General features: G+C 57.9%; 9 protein-coding genes. 1 reads left to right on the top strand and 8 read right to left on the bottom strand.

Annotation, left to right across the window (positions count from 1 at the left end):
- Nucleotides 1–54 precede the first annotated feature (54 nt).
- On the top strand, nt 55–1824 hold the full coding sequence (locus BS640_RS19115) for a GMC family oxidoreductase (RefSeq protein ID WP_017491082.1): 1770 nt from the start codon (nt 55–57) through the stop codon (nt 1822–1824).
- A 67-nt stretch (nt 1825–1891) separates the two neighbouring features.
- Here the strand turns inward: BS640_RS19115 and solL are convergent, their stop codons facing one another.
- From solL to BS640_RS19075, 8 genes are all read right to left on the bottom strand, one after another.
- Nucleotides 1892–3280, bottom strand: coding sequence for a solanimycin export family MATE transporter SolL (gene solL / locus BS640_RS19110; RefSeq protein WP_084913158.1), 1389 nt, complete (start codon nt 3278–3280; stop codon nt 1892–1894).
- Nucleotides 3281–3326: 46 nt separating this feature from the next.
- Complete coding sequence (locus tag BS640_RS19105) at nt 3327–3869, bottom strand: MaoC family dehydratase (RefSeq protein ID WP_017491080.1); 543 nt, start codon at nt 3867–3869, stop codon at nt 3327–3329.
- 85 nt (nt 3870–3954) lie between these two features.
- Nucleotides 3955–4653 (bottom strand): solanimycin biosynthesis MBL-fold hydrolase SolJ, encoded by a 699-nt coding sequence (gene solJ, locus BS640_RS19100; RefSeq protein WP_084913157.1) that lies wholly within the window; start codon nt 4651–4653, stop codon nt 3955–3957.
- On the bottom strand, nt 4650–5915 hold the full coding sequence (locus BS640_RS19095; RefSeq protein WP_084913156.1) for a glycosyltransferase: 1266 nt from the start codon (nt 5913–5915) through the stop codon (nt 4650–4652). Before BS640_RS19095 ends, solJ begins: the two co-directional genes overlap by 4 nt.
- 69 nt (nt 5916–5984) lie before the next feature.
- Nucleotides 5985–7265 carry a solanimycin biosynthesis cytochrome P450 SolI gene (gene solI / locus BS640_RS19090; protein ID WP_084913155.1) on the bottom strand — a complete coding sequence of 427 codons (1281 nt, stop codon included), beginning with the start codon at nt 7263–7265 and terminating at the stop codon, nt 5985–5987.
- A 31-nt stretch (nt 7266–7296) separates the two neighbouring features.
- Nucleotides 7297–12981, bottom strand: coding sequence for a non-ribosomal peptide synthetase (locus BS640_RS19085; protein WP_084913154.1), 5685 nt, complete (start codon nt 12979–12981; stop codon nt 7297–7299).
- Entirely contained in the window at nt 12978–16469 is a 3492-nt protein-coding gene (gene solG / locus BS640_RS19080; protein ID WP_084913153.1) for a solanimycin non-ribosomal peptide synthetase SolG, read from the bottom strand. The genes BS640_RS19085 and solG overlap by 4 nt, the downstream gene beginning before the upstream one ends.
- A 103-nt stretch (nt 16470–16572) precedes the next feature.
- Entirely contained in the window at nt 16573–23427 is a 6855-nt protein-coding gene (locus BS640_RS19075) for a non-ribosomal peptide synthetase (protein WP_084913152.1), read from the bottom strand.
- Nucleotides 23428–23430: the final 3 nt, after the last annotated feature.

Below are 23430 nucleotides of genomic sequence, written 5' to 3'. Positions count from 1 at the left end.
GCCTGATTATGATTTGATATTTTTTTTGAATTTTTATTTTTTGGAAATATGAGCATGGAATATAAAAGACCTAAAGCAGATGTGGTTATTGTCGGACTTGGCTGGTCAGGTTCAGTGATGGCCGAGGAGCTGACCCGAGCCGGGCTTAACGTGGTTGCCATTGAACGCGGAGCCTATCGCGAAACCAGTGCAGACTTCCCGACGACCAGCGATCCTGATGAATTACGCTATTCCGTACGCAAGGAGATCCTTCAACCTGCATCGGTTGAAACATACACCATCCGAAATAATGTTAATCAAACCGCCTTACCCGGACGTGAGTGGAATAACTGGACGTTAGGGATGAACGTAGGAGGGGCTGGCACGCACTGGGCAGCCGCCTCGTGGCGCTTCCTGCCGTACGATTTGCAGGTTGCTAGCACCGTCAAAGAACGCTACGGGCTCAAGCAGCTGGTCGATGGGCTTATCGTGCAGGATTTTGGGGTGACTTATAACGAGCTGGAACCCTTCTACGATCGGTTTGAGAAAATAGCCGGCACGTCAGGCACTGCCGGGGTTATTAATGGCGTTAAACAGCCGGGCGGTAACCCTTTCGAAGGGAGCCGCAGCCATCCCTATCCGACCCCTTCACTGGTGCGCTCCCGCTGGAACGACATTTTCGACCAAACTACCACCAAAATGGGCTATCACCCGTTTCCCGTGCCCGCAGGAACAATAGGCGCAGCCTATAAAAATGCGCTAGATATCGAGCTGGCACCCTGTACCTACTGCGGCTACTGCCAGCTTTACGGTTGCGGTAACTGGTCCAAGTCTTCGCCAAACGCCTGTGTTATGCCGGCACTGATGCAGCGTAAAAACTTTACTATGCTCACCGAATGCGAAGTCCTGCGCGTTGAGAAGAGCGCGGATGGTAAAACGGCTGCCGGTGCAACCTTCATCGATTCTGACGGAAATTACGGCTTCCAGCCCGCCGATATCGTCGTTATCTCGGCCTATCAGCTCGATAACGTGCGCCTGCTGATGCTCTCCAAATTTGGTCAGATGTATAATCCTAAAACTGGCGAGGGCACGCTGGGGCGCGCTTTTAATTTCCAGACGCTTTCCTATGCGTTTCTGAATCTTGAAAATGAATTCCTGAATCCATTTATGAATACCGGCGCATTAGCCACCCAGATTGACGATTTTAACGGCGATAACTTTGACCACACCGGGCTCGGCTTTATCGGAGGTGCGGGGATACAGGCGCTGTCAAACACCGGCTTGCCTATCAGCCTCTCTGACCAGATACCGGCCGGGCATCGCCAGTGGGGCTCAAGTTGGAAAAAAGATTTTCAGTCAGGGTATCAAAACTGGGCGATGGTGCAGGGTCAAGGAACCAGCTATTCACATCGCGAACAGTTCCTCGATCTCGACCCGACCTATAAAGACCGCCACGGGCAACCTTTGCTGCGTCTGACCTACGATTACAACCTCAATGACCGTCGTTCGGGTGCCTATATTCGTGACCGCTGTCGTGAGATTGCCGAAGCCGTGGGGGGCAAAAACATTCGCGCCGTTTCTTTCGCCGACGATCATTACTCACCTTATCGCCCGTTTGACAGCTCGCATACTATGGGCGGTGCGGTAATGGGGCTGGACCCGAAAACGTCGGTCCTTAACCGTTTTCAGCAGCACTGGGACGCACACAACCTCTTCGTTACCGGCGCATCTTCCTTCCCCAACAATGGCGGCTATAACCCTACCGTCACCATTGGTGCGCTGACTATCCGCACTGCACGCGCCATTATTGAACGCTATATTAAATCACCAGGTTCACTGGTTTAAGAAAAAAGGGATGAACCGGCAACCGGTTCATCCCTGACTTTACAACCCCGTGGGTGTGATTGCGCCGCTATCCCTGACTTTTTTCTACCAGCCTCGAGCTTTGCCAATCGATACGCTCAAACAAAATGACCGTCACCACCGCCATTAACAGGCTGGTGACAGGAAACGCATACCACAGGCCGGAAACGGCGAGGGAAGTATAGTGGGACAGCCCCCATGCCAGCGGGATCTGCACCAGCCATTGCGAAACCAGCGCCAGCGTCATCGTGGTCATGGTGCGCCCCGTCGCGCGAAAAGCCCCGCTGAGTGCCATCTGTAAGCCAATCAAGCCGTAGCTAGGCGCGATAATATGCAGGAACCTTTCCCCATGACCAATGACCGGCGTCTGATTAGGGGCAAAGAAGGCCACAATATCAGGGGCAAAAGTGAAGGCGAAGACGCCCACCAACGTCAACGCGAAAAATGATATCAGCGCGCTTAAACGCCCAATCGCCCTCGCACGTTCAAAATTTCCCGCGCCAATATTCTGCCCAACCAGCGTCGCGGTGGCTATCGACACACCAATGGCCGGAACAATCACCAGCGCATTGATGTTGTTGACCACCCCATAAGCCGCCGTGACCGCCGTTCCAAGCACCGCCACCAGCGACATCATGCCGCTTGCACTCAACGCATGGGCGCACAGTTCGATTGACGAGGGCACCCCGAGTTGAACCACCGACTTAAAAATATCCAGGCGAGGTTTCATCGCCCGAAAACTTACCTTCAGCACCACGTGACGCGAATGCAAGACCAGCAGCCCCGCTACCACGGCAATACCCTGATTGATAAGCGTTGCGATGGCCGCACCGGTCACGCCAAATGCCGGGATAATTCCCCAGCCATAAATTAGCAGCGGATCCATGACAGCGTTAAGAATCAGTGTGCCCAGCGTTATCATCAGCGGGATGCGGACTTCGCCAGAGCCCCTCATCAGGGACTGTAGCATGGAAAAACCGAAGGTAAATATCATGCCGCTGACGATGACCCGCAGGAAGCTGAGCGCCAGAGGAAATACCTCTTCCTGAGTGCCGAGCGTTCGCAGCATCCAGGGCGACAGCCAATAGGCGCCTACTGAAATCGGTAGGCCGAACAGCAGCGCCAGCATAAACACCTGTGACGCAATGTTACTCGCCTCGCGATGCAGGCGAGCCCCGATACACTGCGCAACCAGCGTTGTCCCCGCGACGCTAAGCCCGATGCCCAACGCAAAAACGAGAAAAACGATGGGCTGACTTACCGATATCGCCGCCACGGCCTTGTCGCCTAAACGCCCTACCCAAAAGGCGTCCACCATGATGTAACCTGACTGCAAGAGGTTAGCCAAAATAACGGGCACGCCAATTTTAGTCAGTGAACGTAATATCGAACCTTGCAGCAGAATATTTGCTGTGTTGTCGGAAATATCAGTGGCCAAGAATTGATCCCTTCTTCAAATAGTGACGCAACGCTTATTGTTATGTTCAAAAAGCCCCAGAGGATTGACTTACCCGAAAGATAAGCAGCTTACCGACGAGCTCTTGACGTACTTTATTATCCTGACCGACCGTAGATATATGAATATTCACCCTGGCTCTGTCCGGCCTTGCGGGGGATATTGTGATTTCGGTAATTTTGGCATTGATTCGCAATATATCTCCCGGTCGCGTCGGTCTGAGCCAGTTAATTTTCTCCACGCCGGTGCCAATAATCCCATGCGCCAGAGGCAGGCTTTTCACCAACAGATTCATGGTGATACTGACCGTATGCCAACCGCTCGCGGCCAGGCCCTTAAAGATGGAGTCTTTCGCCAGTTCGTCGTCCATATGGAAGGGTTGCGGGTCATATTTGGCCGAGAACTCGGTGATTTCATCCGCACTGACATAATATTCCGCGCTGTGAAAAACCTGCCCGACCTTAAGGCCGTCTAAATGTAATTTAGGCGCGGCAATGTCCGCGACCTCCGTTCCTGTAGAGTATTTGTCGGCGCTATCAAAATGATTGTTTGAAGAACTTTCATTATACATATTCACAAGTACCCCTTTTATTCTCCGGCGGGTAACAGCTTCGTTTCCCTGCCCGCCGTCAATTAAAAATTAGAGACAAAACCTGCTAGGAAAAGGCCATCCATCGGCTCTTGGCCTGACCAGGCCGCAGTCGAAACTTGATAAATGCTTCCACGTTGTCGAACGATAAATAGACGTTATAGCGAAATAGCCTCTCAAACGTTAATCCAGGCGGCTGAACATAACTGTGGCCGGGATAAATCTGTACCTTACCGGGCAACATCGCCTTAAGACGTTGAATACTAGAATACATACGGCTTGCCGCGTCACTGTCAGGGCAAAGGCCGCACCCTTCGATGAACAACGTATCGCCCGTGAACAGATGGTTACCTATCCAGTAGCAGGCACTGCCCGGCGTATGGCCTGGAGTGATTATCGGGCGGACAAGCATGCCTGCGGCTTCCCACGGCTGCTCATCGAAGGTACGCAGAGCGGCAATGCTGAAGCCGGATGACGCGGCCTCCCGACGAGATATCCACACCGGGCAGCCATGCTCATTTGCCAACGTGTCGGCAAGGTCGATGTGGTCGGCATGAGCATGGGTTAACAGAATCCCCGCCAACTGGGCGTTAGCCGCCTTTAGCGCGGAGTCGACTGTCTCCCTTTCCCACGCTGGGTCGACAAGCAGCGCCTGCCCGGTCCGCCGATTAAGCACCAGATAGTTGTTATTGATAAAGCGGCCGCCGCTGACTTTCAGCGCCGTTACCGCGACGTTGTCTGTTAAAGCCGCAAGGTGCTGATTCAAAGAAAACCCCAGTGCTGTAATTCAGAAATCGTGTTATCTACCCCATTTTCCTGATTGACCTGCTGCCAGAGCTTTTTAGCCCGGTTTACCACCTCGGTCGAGAAACTCTTGTTCAACGCGTTTTCAATGTCATCCTCTCCGACGCGCTTCATGTCGAGGCTGCCGCCGCTCACGCCAAGCTCTTCAAGCTGCCATGCCCAATAAAACTGGTCATAGATAAACGGCATGATCACCTGGGGCGTTCCCGCTCGCGCCGCGGCGGCAACAGTGCCGCCGCCGCCGTGGTGGAACACGGTTTTTACCCGAGGAAATAACCATTCATGGGACACGCTGTCTACGCAAAGCACGCCCGGCAGACGAGCCGACGCGATCATTTCCGCGCTGATGGCCCCACCGCCGCTCATGATGACAGCACGCACACCTGAACGTTTGATGACGTTGATAATTTTTTGCGTCAGCCCCTCAGGATCAGAGCTGGCCATGCTGCCGAAACCCACGTAGATAGGCGACTCCCCTTCGGCGATAAAGCGCTCCAGTTCGGGTGAAACTGTCTGCGTACTGCTGACCTCCCCGAACCAGTTGCCGGTTATCTTGATAGTCTCTTCGGGCCATTCCTTCGGCCTTGGCACCAGATGCCGGCTAAAGGCATAGAGTATCTTTCTCGAACCGTTGCTTTTATCGGACCACGGACCGCTCCAACGCCAGTCGGGGAGCTCAAGGCTGGCACGACAGGCGGTAAAGGATTTCGCCACAAAACGCCACATCACCAGGCGCAGCAGTTTCCAGACCGCGAGATTGATAAACCCCGGCAGCCTGACGATTTTTTTCAGGAAAAACGGCGGTATCGAGCTCGACGGCGTCAGGGGCGCGAAATAGGTGGTCACCACCGGAATATCGAACTTCTCGCCGACGGACATAGCCAGCGGAACCGCCTGATTGGCGGCGATGATCAAGCGGCTGTCCTTAGCCGCCGTCACGGCTTGTTCTACCCACAGCGACATCAGTTTCTCGACCACGCCCGACATCTTTTTCGCCGCCTTGCGAGCCGAGTCACCGTCCATCAGCCCCTGCTCCACCTGGCGAGCTTCTGGAAGATCGAGATCCCATCGGTCGTAACCCAGCCCCTCCTCGGTGACGATTTTTTCATTCCTCTCGCCCGACATGATGGAGCACTGATGCCCCATCTGTTGAAGTCGTTTGCCGAGCACGATAAACGGGCGAATGTCGCCCATCGAGCCGGCGGTGAAAATGGATATTTTCATCAACTCACTCCCTCACTGGCGCGGCAATCCCTTGATGTCCTTAACTTCAGCCTCCTGACTCGCATGGGCTCATCCTTTTGGAATAATGACGTTAAGATTTTCAAAGCCGTGCAAAAAGTTGGAGTAGTTTCGCTCCGGTTCGCCCAGCACGTTGATTCTGGAAAAGCGTTTGAGGATCTCTTCCCAGATAACCGAGAGCTGCATTTCTGCCACCCGGCTGCCGATACAGGCGTGGACGCCCACCCCGAAGGAGAGATGCCGACGCGCGCGGTCGCGGTCAATGCAGAAGGTATCAGGGTCTTCAATCGCCGAGGCGTCGCGGTTGCCGGACAGGTACCACATCAGGACGCGATCCCCCTGACGGATATTCTTGCCGCGGATCTCCACGTCGCGATTGGCCACGCGGCTCATAAAGCTGATAGGCGTCTGGAAACGAAGCGTTTCGGAAACCATCGACATCACCAGTTTCGGATTGGCCTTGAGCTTGGCAAACTCCTGCGGGTATTTGTCCAGCCAGTAGAGGCTGCCCGAGATAGTGTTACGCGTGGTGTCATTACCGCCGATGATCAGCAGCACTATGGTGCCGCGAAACTCGTCGAGCGTCATGTCACAGGTCTCAGGATGGTGCGCGAGCATCGAGATAAGGTCATGGGTTGGCGGCTCGTTGCGGCGTTTCTCCCACAGCGCTTCAAAAGCCTGATAACACTTTATGGTCTCCTCGGCCTTGTGTTCCCAGCTCTTCACCGGCCCGCGTCCCGGCTCGCACATCAGCATGTCTGACCAAAACGTCAGCTTGCGGCGCTCTTCAAACGGAAAATCGAACAGCGTCGCCAGCACGGTCGCGGTCAGCTCCTTGGAGACTTTATCCACCCAGTCAAAAGGTGCGCCAATCGGCAGGCCGTCGAGAATAATGCCCGCACGCTCGCGCAAGACAGGCTCCATTCGCGCCAGGCTGGCCGGCCCCATGCCCGGCGTGACCGCCTTGCGATGTTTGGTATGCTCCGGCGGGTCCATGGTAATGAAGCCGACGTTTTTACGGCGTTTATGGCCGAGCGCCTGCAACGCGGCTTCAAGATTTATCTTTTCTTCAATCGATTTGAGGTCGATGTTCTCCGTCGAGGTAAAATCGCGATGGTTACTGCCCACGGCGCGAATATCGTCCCACAACGTCAGTGACCAGTAAGGCCCAAATTCACTTTCCGGGGTGTAATGCACCGGATCCTCACGTCTCAGACGTTCAAATACCGGCAGCTCGGTCGCATTCGCGAAACGATCCCTGCGCGCAGGGTTAAGCTGTTCTAACGGGACCGCATTAATATCTTCAAAAACAACGTGTGACAGCTCAGTCATTTCCACTCACTCATTATATTTTTCGATAGTGCTACAGCACGAACTGAAGCCACCTTTGCACAAGCTCGCTGACGTGAGGCGTTTTCAACAGGGTAAAGTGCTGAGCCGGTCCCGTCAGGGTCTCAAGTTTTTCTGCCCAACGCGCCCAGCCCGCGGCATCTTCGTCACGACGCTTGAGACACTCCTCGAGGGTCATCCACGGGTCACGCACCTGAATCAGATAAAGCGGATTCGGGTAGTGCGATGTCGGGATATAATGCGTTTGCCGCGCGGCATAGAAGGTTTGCCACGGACCTTTCAACAGCCGGGCAGAGGCGTTGGCCGGGATTTTCCCCAGACGCTGAAGATGCTGGTGCACAACGTGCAGCATCTGTTCAACGTCGCCGTTGGCGTAAAGCGCGCTGTCGATATCCAGCTCGGCGTCGAGATTAAAGCCGATGCTTTCGACGTATTCGCGCATACACGCCGTCAACGTGCGCGTTATAACGGGGTCTTCCGCGCTCCGGGGCGCTTCGCTATCGAGCAGAGTCAACGACGCCACGCGATAACCTTGCGCCTGCCATTGCCTTGCCATCTCGAATGCCACCTGCCCGCCGAAAGAGTGACCCAATAGATGAATCGGTGTCTCGGCGCCAAATCCGGCCTCATGAAGCGCGAGCAAGTTGCGGGCCGCAGCGGCTTCAACCGAACGCTCTGGTTCATGCATGCCATCGATACCCTTGTGCAGCAGGCCGTAGACCGGCCAGTGAGCGGGTAATGCCTGAATGAAAGGCAAGAAGTCGGTAACCGTTGCGCCAGCGCCAGGAACACAGAAGAGAGACGCCGCGCTGGCCGCCCCTTTTTGCAGCACTAACAGCGGATTAAAATCGGCTAGCGCAACCGCGGCTGAAGACGCTGACGACTGGCGAATTTCCGTCTGCGCATTGCCGACTTTCAGCTCGCTGACCCGAGCATCCGGAGCCGCCACCATCGCCTCAAGCGTGGCGAGATAGCCTGTCACCAGACGTTCGGCGGTTTCACGGCTAAACAAGTCGACGGCGTATTCCAGTATGCCGTCCATGCCCAGTGGCGTGCCCTCATCGCCGTAATTCTCGTACAGCATGTAGTAGAGGTCCCACTTGGTGTTGCCGCTGTGGGCCGGAAACACGCGGGCGTCGAGGCCAGGCACATCGAACATTTCCGCAGGCGTGTTTTGCAGAATCATCATCGTCTGGAACAGCGGATAGTGCGACGGTGAACGCACCGGCATAAGCTCGCTGACCAGCTTGAGATAGGGAATATCCTGATGATCGTAGGAGGTTAACGCCTGCGTACGCACCCGCTCAAGCACCTCGTTGACGCGCGGATTACCCGAGGTATCGACGCGCATCACCCACTGTGTCAGGAAACATCCCACCAGCTCGTTCAGTGCCTCGTCACTGCGTCCCGCCAAAATGGCCCCCAGCGGAATATCCTCGCCCGCACCCAGACGGGTATAGAAGATACCCAGAGCCGCCTGAAGCACCATCGATAGCGTCATGTTGCGCTCGCGCGCCAGTCCGCTTAAACGCTGGTGCAGACCGGCGTTGATTTGCAGCGGCAAGACTTCCCCACGATAGCTCGGCTTTTCCGGACGCGGAAAGTCTTGCGGCAGGGCCAGCGTAGCAGGCACGCCGTTGAGCGTTTTCTTCCAGTAGGCCAACTGTTCGGCATACAGGCTGTCCGGCTGGTTAGGATCGCCGAGCAGCTCACGATGCCACACCGCGTAGTCGGCATACTGAACCGGCAACGGAATGAATGACGGTGCTTGACCGGCGATGCGTGCCTTATAGGCCTGCGTCAGATCGCGTGTCAACGGCGCAAGTGAAAATGCGTCACAGGCAATATGGTGGAACAGCATCACCAAAATATGCTGCCGTAGACCGACGCGTAAAATCGAGGGACGGAAGGGGAAATCAACGGCGAGGTCGAAAACTCGCCTAATCGCCTCAAAAACGGTGTGATTCACCTGCTCAACGCCGACATCGATGCAAGGGACGTCGAGTTGAACGTCAGCAAGGGGTGAGACCACCTGCACCGGCTGACCATTCACTACCGCAAAACGGGTGCGCAGCGTTTCATGGCGTTCCACCAGATCGTACAGCGCGGCCCTTAACGCCGCCAGATTCAGGTCACCTTCCAGCGAGACGACGATCGGCGTGTTGAGCGAGGAGTTATCCCCGCGAGTGTTCTGACCGACCCACATCAGCTGCTGGCTGTAGGATACCGGCAGCGGCGCAGGACGGGGCTTAATCTGGGTTAACGGTTGACGAATTCTGCCTGGCGTATCGAGATGCCTGGACAGACTCGCCACCGTTGGATTCTCAAACAGAACCCTTACCGGCAGCTCGACGCCCAGACGGGTACGGATGCGCGCAATCAAACCGGTAGCGAGAATCGAATGGCCGCCCATCGCAAAGAAATCATCATCAATGCCAATACGCGGCTGCTGGAGTAGCTCGGCGAACAGTGTGCAGAGTGTCTCTTCCTGCGGGTTACGCGGTGCACGATAGGCCGTGGTTTCGCTAAACTCCACCGCAGGCAGCGCCTTGCGATCCACCTTGCCGTTCGGCGTCAACGGGAACTGCTCAAGCGTGACGATACGGGCAGGCAGCATATAATCCGGCAGACGCTCGCCCAAATAATCCTGTAACTCCGCCTCAGGCACAGCGCTGACCGCGTAAGCGACCAGGCGCTTGCCGCTGCCACTATCGAGCGCCAGCACCCGCGCTTTCTCAACCTGAGGATGCTCGGCCAGACGCGCCTCGATCTCTCCCAGTTCGATGCGAAAACCACGCAGCTTGACCTGCTGATCGTTGCGCCCCACGAACAGCAAATTGCCGTCTTCCCGATAACGCACCAGGTCGCCGGTGCGATACAGGCGCGCCCCATCGTCGGCAACAAACGGGTCAGCCACGAAGCGTTCAGCGGTCAGCTCCTCACGATTGAGATACCCCAGTGCGACGCCGTCGCCGCCAATGTACAACTCGCCGACCGCACCTAATGGCACCGGCTGCTGGTGTTTATCCAGCACATAGGTGCGGGTGTTGCCAATAGGACGCCCAATGGGAATACCGGTAGAATTGGCGGAGGCCGCATCAATCGGGTAGGTCGTCGCGAAGGTGGTGGTTTCGGTCGGGCCATAGCCGTTAACCAGCTTCGCTGCAGGAGACGCACGCAGTACCTGAGCGATAATCGTCGGGTCGAGTGCGTCTCCGCCGACAAACAGCGAGGTGAACTGCGGGATAACCGGTGCCAGCTCGCTATAAAGCTGGTTGAACAAGCCCACCGTCAACCACATCTGGTTCACGTCATGCTGCCTGAGCACGCGCACCAGCGCGGCCGGAGACAGCAAGGTATCCTGCGGGATAACCACGCAGGCCCCGCCGGTCAGGAGCGGTGCCCAAATCTCCAGCGTACTGGCGTCAAAGGCGGTGTTGGCCGCCAGCGCCATACGGTTGCCCGGCTCGAAAACGCCCACGCCGCTATTAATCACCAAACGATTCACCGCACGGTGCGGCACCATGACGCCCTTGGGTAACCCGGTCGAGCCGGAGGTGTAGATGATATAAGCCGCCTGGCTGGCAGAACTCGGGACCACGACAGGCGTGCTACTGGCACGCGCAACTTCATCGCTTTCAACGTCAATCACCGGCAGGCGCAGGCCCGCAGCCAGCGGCTGACGGGCATCGCTTATCACCAGTCGCGCCGCGCAGTCATCAATCATCCAGTTCAGACGCTCCTGCGGGGCAAGCGGGTCCAGCGGTACGTAGGTCGCGCCCGCCTTGAGAATGGCCAGCGTCGCAGCCAGCAAGGCGCTGCCGCGCGGCAGCAGCAGGGCCACACTCTCCCCCGGTTTGACGCCTCGGGCAATTAACGTTGAGGCCAGGCGGTTAGCCTGCTGGTTCAGTTCGAAGTAGCTTAGCTGCGTGTCACCGTCAATCACCGCAACGGCCGCAGGGGTACGGGCAGCCTGCTGCTCGAACAGGCGATGCACGGTCTCATTCGACGGATAAGACGCCGCGGTATTATTCCAGTCGACCAGCAGTTTACGGCGCTCACCGGCAGGCAGGATTTCCAGCGCCGACATCGGCAGCGCCGGGCTGCTGTCCAACGCCTGCGCCAGACTTTTCATAGTCTGCTGGAGATAGCCCATGATGCGTTCGGCGGAGAACTCTGGCACCGCGAGCACGTTGAGTCGCAGCGTATCGCCAAAGTCATCCACCGAGACCGTCAGCGGATAATCGGTCCGCTCCTCGAAGCCGTGCCACTCCACCGCATCGCGTTCGCCGGTCGTATCGACGTACTCATCCTCCGCCTGCTGGTTGTGGCGATAGTTAAACAGCACGTTGAACAAAGGCGTTGGCGGCGCAATCCCGCTACAGCGCTGGGCCAAACCGAGCGACGCATGCTCACACTCCAGCAAGGCAGCCAAACGTTTATGCGTTTCGCGCACGCTTTCTTCGACGCCCACGTTGCCGAGGTCAAGACGGAGGGGCAGCGTATTGATGAACGGCCCCATAATCTGATTGGCCCCCTCGCCCGCCTGCAAACGGCCCAGCAGGATGGTACCCATTACCACCGTATCGCTGTCGCTGGCGCGCGCCATGACCTGTCCCCAAACCAGATGACAGAGGCTGCCCATGCTGACGCCAAGACGGCGCGCGTGGGCACGCAGGCGGTCAACCAGGGTCGCGTCGACATTGCGGCGAAGTTCGACCACCGTCGCGTTGTCTACCGCCACGTTCGCGACGCCAAACGGCAGCGTAGGCGCGTCAATATCGCTCAGCATCGCGCGAAAGAACTGCTCGTGCTGGGCCTCGGAGGCCGATGACCGTATTTTGGCAATCAGGCGGCGGAACGGCGGTGGCGCAGGTAACAACTGCCCACGCCCGAGCATAAAGGCGCGGATATCCTGGATCATTATCTGCAACGAGGCGATATCGTCGATCAGGTGGTGTTGCAACATGATCATTTCCCAGCGCCCGCTGTGCGGGTCCTGGGCGGTAAATAGGCTCAGCAGCGGTGCCTGAGTCAAATCAACACGGTAGTGCGCCGGGTCATAGCGCTTGACCAACTGGTCCATCACTGGGCCATTGGCCGGGTCGAGCTCAACCTCGGTTAACTGCACGGGCGCATGACGCAACACCACCTGCGCCGAGGTCGACAGTCCCTGCCAGAGAAACGCGGTACGCAGAATATCGTGTCGATTAATGGTCTGCTGAACGGCCTCGACGTACTGCACCAGCACCTCACGGTTTGCCAGCGAGACCTTGGCGAACTGGAGATAGGGATCCCCTTTACCGCTCAGCCGATGCAGGAAGAGAATGCCCTCCTGCAACGGCGTCAGGGCGTAAATATCCTGCACGTTCGCTACGCCGCCTGGAATCTGGGCGACAATGTGCGCGATATCGTCCGGCGTCAGGTCAATCAGCGGCAGCATATCCGGCGTCAGGTGGGTCGTCTGTGGAGTTATCACATTCACCGGCACGTGTGAACCGCCACCTCCCCCCTGAGAGGAGAAATCTCTCCCCTGTTGCAGGGCATCGACAAGAGCCGGTTTGTGCTCTCGCAGTGCCGTCTTGATATCAGGGGTCAGAGACCCCTTGGCTGCCTTGATGACCAGAGATTCGCCATCAAGCGACAAGGCAATGTTGGCCTCGTCAAGTGCCTGCAAAAGGTCATCAAAATCCATCATATTCTCATCTCATCGAGTTCAACGGTACGCTCAGACAGCTCTGCCAGGGTCGGGCTTTCGAACAACGCGCGGATCTCGATACTTAAATCGCGCTGGCGCAGATGCTCCATCAGCTGCACGGCCAACAGAGAATGTCCCCCCAGTTCGAAGAAATTGTCGTGACGACCGATACGCTCCACGCCCAGCAGCGCCTGCCACAGCTCTGCCATAGCAATCTCGACATCGCCCTGCGGCGCGGCGTAGGTGCGGCGGAAGAAAGAGGAGTCATCGGGCAATGGCAACGCTTTGCGGTCCAGCTTGCCGTTAGCGGTGAGCGGAAGTTGATCAAGTTTGACGAAGGCGGCGGGCACCATGTAATCCGGCAACTGGGCGGCCAGGCTGTTTCGCCACTGTGCGATGCGCTCAGACGTACTCAGGCCTTCTGCGTCTGCGCGGGCGTCGAGCACCACATAAGCCACCAGACGCAGGTCGCCTTGCGCATCATCACGGGCTACCACCACGGCTTCACGAATGGCCGGCTGTTTCTGCAACGCGGCGTCAATCTCGCCCAGTTCGATGCGGAAACCGCGGATCTTGACCTGATTGTCGTTACGTCCGAGATACTCGATGTCACCGTTATGCAGGTAGCGCGCCAGGTCACCGGTGCGGTACATACGAGCGTTGGCATCCGAGGCAAACGGGTCTCTGATAAAGCGCTCAGCCGTCAGGTCCGGACGGTTGAGATAGCCACGCGCTACGCCTACGCCGCCGATATACAGCTCACCCGCCACGCCGAGTGGAACCGGGCGCTGGTGCTGGTCGAGCAAGTAAATACGCAGGTTGGCGATAGGACGCCCAATCGGCACAATCGCCGTCGCCGGTAAATCTTTGGGGCAGGTCCAGGCCGTCACGTCGATAGCCGCTTCGGTCGGCCCATAAAGGTTGTGCACCGCCGTATCAGGCAGCACGCGGTGGCAGGTGGCAACGCTTGCCGAACTCAGGGCCTCACCGCTGCACACGATGCGGCGCAGATAGCGGCAGGCCGTCGCGCCGTCGCTGGCCAGGAACAGATTCAGCATCGACGGAACAAAGTGGATGGTGGTGATGTTGTTCGCCTGAATAACCTGTGCGAGCGCCTGCGTATCTTTGTGCGCGCCCGGAGGGGCTACCACCAGCGTTGCCCCGACGGAAAGCGGCCAGAAGAACTCCCACACCGAAACGTCAAAGCTGAAGGTGGTTTTCTGCAATACCGCATCGCTGCTGTCGAGCTGATAGGCATCCTGCATCCACTGCAGGCGGTTGATCAGACCACGGTGTTCGTTTTCCACACCCTTTGGCTTACCGGTCGAGCCAGAGGTGTAAATAACGTAGGCAAGATTGTGCGACGTCAGGCCCAGTTCGGCAGGCGATAACGGCTCGATGGGCAGCGAAGAGGTTGCCAGAGACTCGGCGTCAAGGTCAAAGGTCACAACACCGGTCGTATCTAGCCCGGCGGTGATTTCGCGCCCGCGTTTGTCGAGCAACAGCAGCTTCGGCGCGGAGTCTTGCAGGATATAGGATAGGCGGTCTACCGGGTAATCAGGGTCAAGCGGCACATAGGCGCCCCCGGCCTTGATAATCCCCATCAGGCCAACCACCATCTCGATGCTGCGGTCCAGACAGATAGCCACGCGATCGTCCGGTTTTACCCCTTTTTGGTGTAAGAAGTGCGCCAGTTGGTTGGACAAGGCATCCAGCTCGGCGTAGCTCAGTTTGCGATTCCCAAAGCGCAACGCAACCGCGGAAGGCGTGCGTTTTACCTGCTCCTCGAACATCTGGTGGGTATAGGCAACCTCAGGATAAACCTTGGCAGTGTCGTTCCATTCATTCAGCAACAGATGGCGTTCTGCGGCAGGCAGAATATTGATCTGCTGCATCGGCGTGTTGGGGGCTTCGTCCAGCGCTTTGGCGATATTTTCAAGCGCGTGCTGCATATAGGCAAACAGCAACTCGGGATCCAGTGAATCGACCACCTGAATATTCAGGCCGAGCGCTGTGCCATAGTCGTCAACGGAGAGCGTTATCGGATAGGTGGTACGCTCTTCAAAGCCGTCCCACTGGTCTGCCTCAGGGACCACGAAATCCAGCGATTTACTCTCTGATTCGCGGTTATGGCGATAGTTGAACAGCGTATTGAACAGCGGCGTTGAGCCGGTGATGCCGCTGCAACGCAGTGCCAGCGCCAATGACGCATGCTCGTGGCTGAGCAGTTCGGCCAAACGTTTATGCGTTGCACGCACACTTTCCTCAACGCTCGCGCCGTACATATCCAGACGCAGTGGCAGGGTGTTGATGAAAGGCCCCATGATCTGGTCTGCGCCTTCACCGGCGTGCATACGGCCAAACAAAATGGTCCCGAATACCACCGAGTCCTGACCGCTGATGCAGGCCAGCACCTGCCCCCACGCCAGATGGCAGATACTGCCGAGGCTAACGCCCAGACGACGCGCATAGCCGCGCAGCACGTCGTTGAGACGCTGTGGCACCTTGCGCGTGACCTCAATAATTTCGGAGTCATCGAGCAGATTGACTAGACCATAGAGTGCGGTCGGCTCATCGATATCACCTAAGGTCGAGCGGAAATAACGCTCGTGCTCTTCCGGGCTTTTGCCCAAACGGACCTGGGCAATCAGACGACGGAACGGCTGCGCCTCTGGCAGCGTATGGCCGCGCCCTGCCAGGAAGGTGTGGATTTCGGCAGACAGGATCAGTACCGAAGTGATGTCATCAATCAGGTGATGCAGAACGCGGAACATTTCCCAGCGCTCATTGCGCCTGTCGTAAGCCACGAAGGCGTGCAGCAGCGGCGGTTTAGCCAAATCGATGCTGTAGTGTGAGGGGTCGAAACGCGCGGCCAACTGCTCGGCAATCGGGCCGTTCGCCGGGTCCAGCTCAACGTCCAGCACGTGCAGTTTTGCGCGGCGTTGCACCACCTGACACGGCGTGGAGACGCCTTCCCAGTAAAAACCGGTACGCATGATGTCGTGACGGTCGATAACCTGCTGCACCGCCGCCAGATAGTTATCAACTTTTTCGCGGCTATCGAAGGTCATCTGACCGGTTTGCAGATACGGGTCACCCTTGCTCGCCAGCATGTGGTGGAACAAGATCCCTTCCTGCAACGGGGCCAGCGAATAGATGTCCTGAATATTGCTGACGCCGCCCGGCACCTGATCGACCACCTGATCGATGTCCTTCTGCGTAAAATCAATCAATGGCAGCAGCTCAGGCGTGATAGTGGTCGTCTCGGGGGTAATCTTGTTCGCCGGAACCACCACCTCAAAGGCGTTGGACAGGCGTTTGCCGTTGCGCAGCGCGGTCACCATCGTTGTCTTGTGCTCACGAAGCGCACTTTTAATCTCACTGGTAAGCGCACCCTTGGCTGCCGTGATAACCAAATCCTCGTTATCCAGCGAGATCGAGATTTTTGCCTCTTCCAGAGTCAGCAGTAACTGGTCGAAATCGCTCATTATTTGTTCTCCATGATAATAGCTTCTATGCGAGGGTGTTTTGCGTAATGCAAGGTGATGCAACAGGCACTGTCGTTTTGCAAAAATATCGGGAATAACGTCTTCACAGTCGGGTCTCCGCGAGCTCGATGGTTTTGGCCGCGAGGTCGGCCAAAACAGGCGTATCAAATAGTGTGCGTATTTCGATGCTGAGCCCTCTGCGGCGCAGCTGTTCAATCAGGCGTACCGCCAACAGCGAATAGCCGCCGAGTTCGAAAAAGTTGTCCTGACGGCCAATGTGCTCAATGCCCAGCAACTCTTCCCAAATGGCCGCCATGGTGATTTCCAGCGTGCCCTGCGGTGCCGCATAGGCGCGACGGGTGAAGGACATCTCATCCGGTGGCACCAGCGCATTGCGGTCAATCTTGCCGTTCGGCGTCAGCGGTAAAGCCTCAAGCATCACGAAGGCCGCGGGAACCATGTAGTCCGGCAACGCGTCCTGTAGATGCTTACGTAACGCCTTGCGGCCAAACAGCGTCTGAACCATGCCTTTCAGCTTCGCCAGATGCTCCAGCGCCGACAGCGGATCTTGTGGCTCAATCCAGTCAATCAGGCAGGCCACCTCGTTCACCCCAATCTCCTGCAACTGCTCTGCCACTGACAGCGCAGACTCCGGCGTACCGATAAACGACAGCTCGCGGGTATAACGCTTGAACGCGAATTCCAGCATGCTGCGTTTGTCTTCGCCCGGCAGCGATTCGAGATTGATGTTCTGCTCCCTCAGCCAGCCAGAAAGCAGGCTCAGATGCCCCTCCAGGTAGTCGAAGAACGGCTGCTTAGCCTGGCTTAGCACGGCGTCGAGATGTGCCCCAAGATAGGTGTGGACCATCACCGTCACCTTGCCGCTGCGAGGGTCAAATCCGGCTTTTTCTCGTGCGGCACGGTAAAGCGCGATATGGTCAGCGAGCCCATCGATACTTTGAGTGAGCAGATGAGTGAGCACGTTCGCCCCGCTGCTGCCCGCATACTCGAAGGTTTCCGGCGTACCGGCGGCGGTTAACCAAATCGGCAGCTCCTTCTGGACCGGCACGGGATAAATCGCCACCGAGACGTCGTGGCCTTGGCTGTCCTGCCGCGTCACGCTGCCGCCCTGCCACAGTGTTTTCAGCTCTTCAATGCCCTGACGCATCACGTCCCGACGGGGGCCGTAGTTTTGCGGAGCCAGCACGAAGTCCTTCTGGTTCCAGCCTGAAGCAATGCCAATCCCGACGCGACCGTTCGACAGGTTGTCGACTATCGACCAGTTTTCTGCGATGGAAACGGGGTCGTGCAGCGGCAACACCACGCTGCCGGCACGCAGCTTGATGTTGCGGGTTCTGGCCGCCAGCGAGGCCTGTAATAACGCCGGATTGGCATACAGTCCGCCGACGCTGTGGAAGTGTCGCTCCGGCGTCCACACGGCGGTGAAGCCGTGTTTATCACCAAACTCTGCCGCCTCGGCGTAATCGCGATATCCGCGCTGGGCATCGGTATGGGCACCAAAGAAGAACAGGCTAAAATCAAGGCTGGTGCTTTCAACCGGAACGTCTTCTGCTCTTTCTTCACGGGAACGTGGCACCACATAGGCCACCAGACGCGCCTCACCGGCCATGTCCTCGCGTGCAACGACCACGGCCTCACGCACCAGCGAATGGCTCACTAAATGCGCCTCGATTTCCTGCAACTCAATCCGATGCCCGCGCAGTTTGAGCTGGCTGTCGGTACGGCCAAGGTAAACCAGGCGTCCGTCGGCCAAAAACTGTGCGAAATCGCCGGTGCGATAGAGGCGCGCGGCAGAGTCACTTGAAAACGGGTCGGCAATAAAACGCTCGGCGGTCAGTTCGGGACGCGCGTGATAGCCCCGTGCAACCCCCTCACCGCCAATGTACAGCTCACCCATCGCCCCCATCGGCACCGGGTTGCCGTGTGCGTCCAGCAGATACACCTGCGTGTTGGCAATCGGGCGGCCAATCGCCTGGTTGTAGTGCGTGACGTCCTCTGCCTCGACGCGATGACAGGTTGACCAAATAGTGGTTTCGGTTGGTCCGTACAGGTTCCACAGCGACTCACCAAAAACGTGCAGACGCTGAGCCAAATCCCTTGGCAACGCTTCGCCGCCGCAGAGAATTTTCAACTGCGGATGAGGCGTTGTATCGGCATCCACCAGCGATCGCCAGGTAGTCGGTGTCGCCTGCATCAGGGTGATCGGGTGAGTGTGCAACAGCTTGAGCAGCGCATGAGGATCCATGGCCTGACTGCGGCTCGCCAGCACAATCGACGCGCCGGTCATCAGCGGCAAATAGAGCTCAAGTCCGGCGATATCAAAGGAGATACTGGTGACCGACAGCAGGCGGTCCTTCGCGGTCAGATTGAACAACGCCTGCATTCCGCTCAGGAAATTAACCACCTGACGATGCTCAACCATCACACCCTTCGGCTTGCCGGTTGACCCCGAGGTGTAAATCACGTAAGCCAGATGGCGTGGATTCAGGGTGACGACCGCAGGATTGCTGACCGGCAACGCCTCCCAGTGCGGCCCGTCGACGTCCAGATTGACCACCGTGAGAGTGTTGCCCGGCTGCTCGCCAAACAGCTCACGCCCGCGCCCGTCCACCAACAGCACTTTCGGACTGGCATCGTCGAGAATGTAGGCTAATCGTGCCGTCGGATATTCCGGGTCGAGCGGCACGTAAGCGCCGCCAGCCTTAAGCGTGGCCAACAGCGCGATAAGCATTGTTGCGCCACGTTCGGTGCACACGCCCACCCGCGTATCCGGCGTAATCCCTAATGCGACGAGATAATGGGCCAGGCGATTGGCGCGCTGGTTCAGCTCGGTATAGCTGAGACTCACCTCGCCCGCCTGGAGCGCCAGCGCCTGCGGTTGCAGCGTGACCTGCTGCTCGAACAGCTGATGTATGGACGCCGTGGTCGGGAAAGAGACCGCCGTATCGTTGCCGGTTTTGAGCAGATGCTGACGTTCTTGCGACGGCAGAATCTCGAGCTCATACAGCGGTATTTGCGCCGGGGAAGGCGGAATATCGGCCTCAAGCGCCGCCACCAGACTCAGCAGGCTTTGCTGGAAGTAGCCAAACAGGCGTTCGCTGGAGAGTGACGGCAGAGTCTGCACGCTGATGTCCATCGCCTCGCCAAAATCATCTACCGAGGCGGTGATCGGATAGTTTGTCCGCTCCTCAAAGCCGTGCCAAACCACGCCGTCGAATTCGATATCCCCCAGCACATCCACCTCGGTAGGACGGTTGTGACGGTAGTTGAATACCGAGCTGAACATCGGCGTCGGAGGCGCTATCCCACTGCCTTGCTGCGCCAGCGACAACGTCGCGTGCTCGTGTTTGATAAGCGCGGTGAGGCGCTTATGCGTCTGGCGAACGGCATCGACGGCCCCGATGCCACCCACCTCAAGACGCAGCGGCAGCGTATTGATGCAAGGACCCAGAATCTTATCGCTGTCCTTGCCCTGCATCCGCCCTGAAAGCACCGTGCCCAGCACCACCGTGTCGCGTCCACTGGCTGCGCCCAGCACGCGCGCCCAGCTTAGATGACACAGGCTGCTCAGGCTGACCCCGAGACGGCGAGCCTGATGACGTAAACGCTCTGCCAACGGTGCCGCAAGCGGTTTACGGGTTTCGGTGATGCGCTGCCCGTGAAGGTGACCGGTTTTGAGATTAAACGGCATCGTCGGTTCTTCAATGTCCGCCAGCATCTCGGCAAAAAAGGCCCGCTGCTGTTGGCCGTCGGCGTGCAGGCGCAGCTGCGCCACGTGTTGACGGAATGCGGTCGCCGGAGGCAGGCTTACGCCGCTACCGCTGAGAAACGCCTGAATATCACCGAGGATAATCTGCAACGAGGCGAGGTCTTCCACCAGATGGTGGATATACATCAAGGCTTGCCAACGCGCCTGCGTTTCATCATAAGCCACTAATATATGCAGTAACGGCGGTTGGGTCAGGTCAATGCGGTGGACGTCAGGGTCAAGACGCGCCTTCATCTGCTCTACGACGGCATCGGCATCCAGCTGAAGCTCCTGCACATGCAAACGCGCCTGACGCAGGACGACCTGCACCGGCTTCTCCAGCCCTTCCCAGATGAAGGCGGTGCGCAGGATGTCATGGCGTTCAATCACCCGTTGAAGCGCCGCAAGATAATTATCCAGCGTCTCACGATGGGTAAACGACAAATGTCCACGCTGTAGATAAGGATCGCCCTGCTCCTCGAGCAGGTGGTGGAAGAGAATGCCTTCCTGTAGCGGTGCCAGCGCATAGATATCCTGAATATTGGCGACGCCTCCCGCGACCCGCGCCACGATGTGGTCTATCTGCGATTGCGTAAGCGAGACCAACGGAAAATGCTCGGGATGCAGCGCGGTAGTCGACGGCGCAATCAGATTTGCCGGGACGGCAAACGTCGATGCGGCATCCTCTTCCCGCCTGATGTGTACCGCAAGCTCGGCCAGCACCGGATACGCGAAGACCGTCGGTACATCGGTATACAGGTTCTGCTCAAGCAGTTTCGCCTTCAGCTGCATCGCCAGCAGCGAATGGCCACCTAGCTCGAAGAAGTTGTCCTGACGACCCACCTGATTAACGCCGAGCAAGGTCTGCCACAGCTTTGCCAGTACGGTTTCCGTTCCGGCGCGTGGCGCGTCGAAGTCACGCTGAAGGTAAGCGCTGTTATCCGGCAACGGCAGCGCTTTACGGTCAATCTTGCCGTTGGCGGTCAGCGGTAACGAGTCCATCACCACGAACGCCGCCGGGATCATATAACCAGGCAGCTGGGTGGCGAGCACCTCACGCCACTGCGCAATCACCTCATTCCCGCAAGGTTTTTCCGCGACGACATAGGCCACCAGACGCGCCTCGCCCGACTCTGGCAACAGACCTATCACGGTGGCTTCCTTGATTTGCGCCAGCGCCGCAATGCGCGACTCGATTTCACCGAGCTCGATACGGTAACCGCTCAGCTTGATCTGGTGGTCACGACGCCCGAGGAACTCGATGCGGCCGTCTTCAAACCAGCGCCCAATATCCCCGGTGCGATAGACCCTAGCGCCCGCCACCCAGGGGTCGGCAATAAACTGCTGGGCCGTCAGCTCAGGGCGATTAACGTAGCCCACCGCGACACCCTCGCCGCCTATCCAGATTTCGCCCGCCATCCCCGGTGCACAAAGCTGCCCGAAGTTATCGACGACGTACATCCGGGTATTGGCAATCGGTCGCCCGATGCTCAGACGACTCTCCTGAGTCTGCTCAAAGCCCCGCATCCATGCCGAGGACATAATAGTGGTTTCGGTCGGACCGTAGCCGTTGATATAGCGACAACGCTCGCTCCAGCGCTCAATCAGCGCCAGAGTGGGGGCTGAACCGGCAGTGAGCAGCGTCATGCCCTCTGGTACCTGCGCCGGGTCGAGATGCGCCAGATAAGGAGGCGGGAAGGCCGAAAAACCAATGTCGTTTTCAACCATATACGCCGTCAACGCGGGAGGATTTTGGATAAGCGCATTCGACAGGAGGTGCAGTTCGCAGCCACGCGTTAGCGTGCCAAAAATCTCCCCTGCTGACGCATCGAAGGTATAAGGCGCAAACTGAGTAATGGGCTGCCCGGCGCTGAAAATGCCCAGGTGTTCGCACCAGGCGCAGAAGTTGATCAGGCTGCGCTGCGCAATCTCGACGCCTTTCGGCGTACCGGTGGTGCCCGAGGTATAGATGATGTAGGCAATGGTGCGTGAATCGATGGCGTCAACAGGTTCATCCTGGTCCTCGACCTGAACGAGATAATCATCGACGAACAGCAAAGTGCTGCTCTCTTGCTCGGCGAAGCGGGGAGCATCCGCCCGCGTCGTCAGCGTCCAGCGTACCTGCGCGTCGTTGATGATAAACGCACGGCGCTCGCTCGGGGCGTCCAGAGCAATCGGGACATAGGCCGCTCCGAGTTTGATAATCCCCAGCATGGCAGCGATCAGCTCCGGCGACTTGTCCATGCTCAGCACCAGGCGATCGCCCTGAGCGACACCCACGTGGCGCAGCCCGGCGGCAATCTGTCTGGCTCGGTCGGCCAGCTGCCGATAGCTGAGACGCACATCGTCCGCCACCAGCGCCGTTGCCTCGTTTCTGGCCGCGACTTGCTCGGCAAACAGCGTGTAGAGTGAGCGGTCCAGCGCCACGTCCAGCTCGGTGGCATTCCACTGTTCAATAACGCGGTCGATTTCATCGCGGCCGAGCAGAGACTGTTCGCCAAGGGTGCGCTTTTCGCCCTGCGTAAAGCAGGTCAATAGCTGCTGTACGCGATAGAGAAGATTCTGTGCATCGGCATCGCCGAAGTCGCTCGCCCCATAACGCAGCTCCAGCGACAGTTCGCTACCGGCATGCAAAATCAGCTGCAACGGCGCGGAGACGTATTCTGTAGACGCGGCGCGATGCACACTGATCAGCGATTCGAAAAGCGCTTCGTTGGCCTGCACACCGGCAGGCAAGGCGTCGGCATGACGCTGATGCTGCTCGAACATGTCGGCAATATCATTAAACCAGTCGCTCAGGGCGAGGTCGGCATCGAGGTGCATCCGCACGGGAAACGCCTGGCTCGCCTGCGCTTCAGCATCTGAAAGCTGTATGCCAAACAGCACGTCCTCTTCGCCGCTGTACTTGCTCAGCAGCAGACCCCATGCGGCCGACAGCAGAACCTCCAGCGACAGTGACTCACGCTGAACCTGCGACAGAAGCGCGGTGCTCAGCGCCGCCGGAACCGGCGCAACAAGCACACTGACGCGCGCCTGCGGCGACGAAGAGGCCGCGTTTGCCGCCTCAGTGTCGGCGGCATTTGCCAGATTGGCGTTCGCTGTTCTTTGCGCGCCGCTCAGGTACTGTTCCCAGTACGCCAACGCCGTCTCTTCGCGCGGCAAGAGCATATTATCCTGCACCATAGTCATTGA

It is taken from the genome of Rouxiella badensis (assembly GCF_002093665.1).
Lineage (GTDB): Bacteria > Pseudomonadota > Gammaproteobacteria > Enterobacterales > Enterobacteriaceae > Rouxiella > Rouxiella badensis.
Note: the sequence above shows the minus strand (reverse complement) of the source record. Positions and strands in the feature narration are given on the sequence as shown.

Bases quoted from the DNA above. Each gene is read 5' to 3' on its own strand.
- BS640_RS19115 (WP_017491082.1), top strand. From the start codon at position 55: ATGGAATATAAAAGACCTAAAGCAGATGTGGTTATTGTCGGACTTGGC.
- BS640_RS19105 (WP_017491080.1), bottom strand. From the start codon at position 3,869: ATGTATAATGAAAGTTCTTCAAACAATCATTTTGATAGCGCCGACAAA.
- BS640_RS19095 (WP_084913156.1), bottom strand. From the start codon at position 5,915: ATGAAAATATCCATTTTCACCGCCGGCTCGATGGGCGACATTCGCCCG.
- solI (WP_084913155.1), bottom strand. From the start codon at position 7,265: ATGACTGAGCTGTCACACGTTGTTTTTGAAGATATTAATGCGGTCCCG.
- BS640_RS19085 (WP_084913154.1), bottom strand. From the start codon at position 12,981: ATGATGGATTTTGATGACCTTTTGCAGGCACTTGACGAGGCCAACATT.
- solG (WP_084913153.1), bottom strand. From the start codon at position 16,469: ATGAGCGATTTCGACCAGTTACTGCTGACTCTGGAAGAGGCAAAAATC.
- BS640_RS19075 (WP_084913152.1), bottom strand. From the start codon at position 23,427: ATGACTATGGTGCAGGATAATATGCTCTTGCCGCGCGAAGAGACGGCG.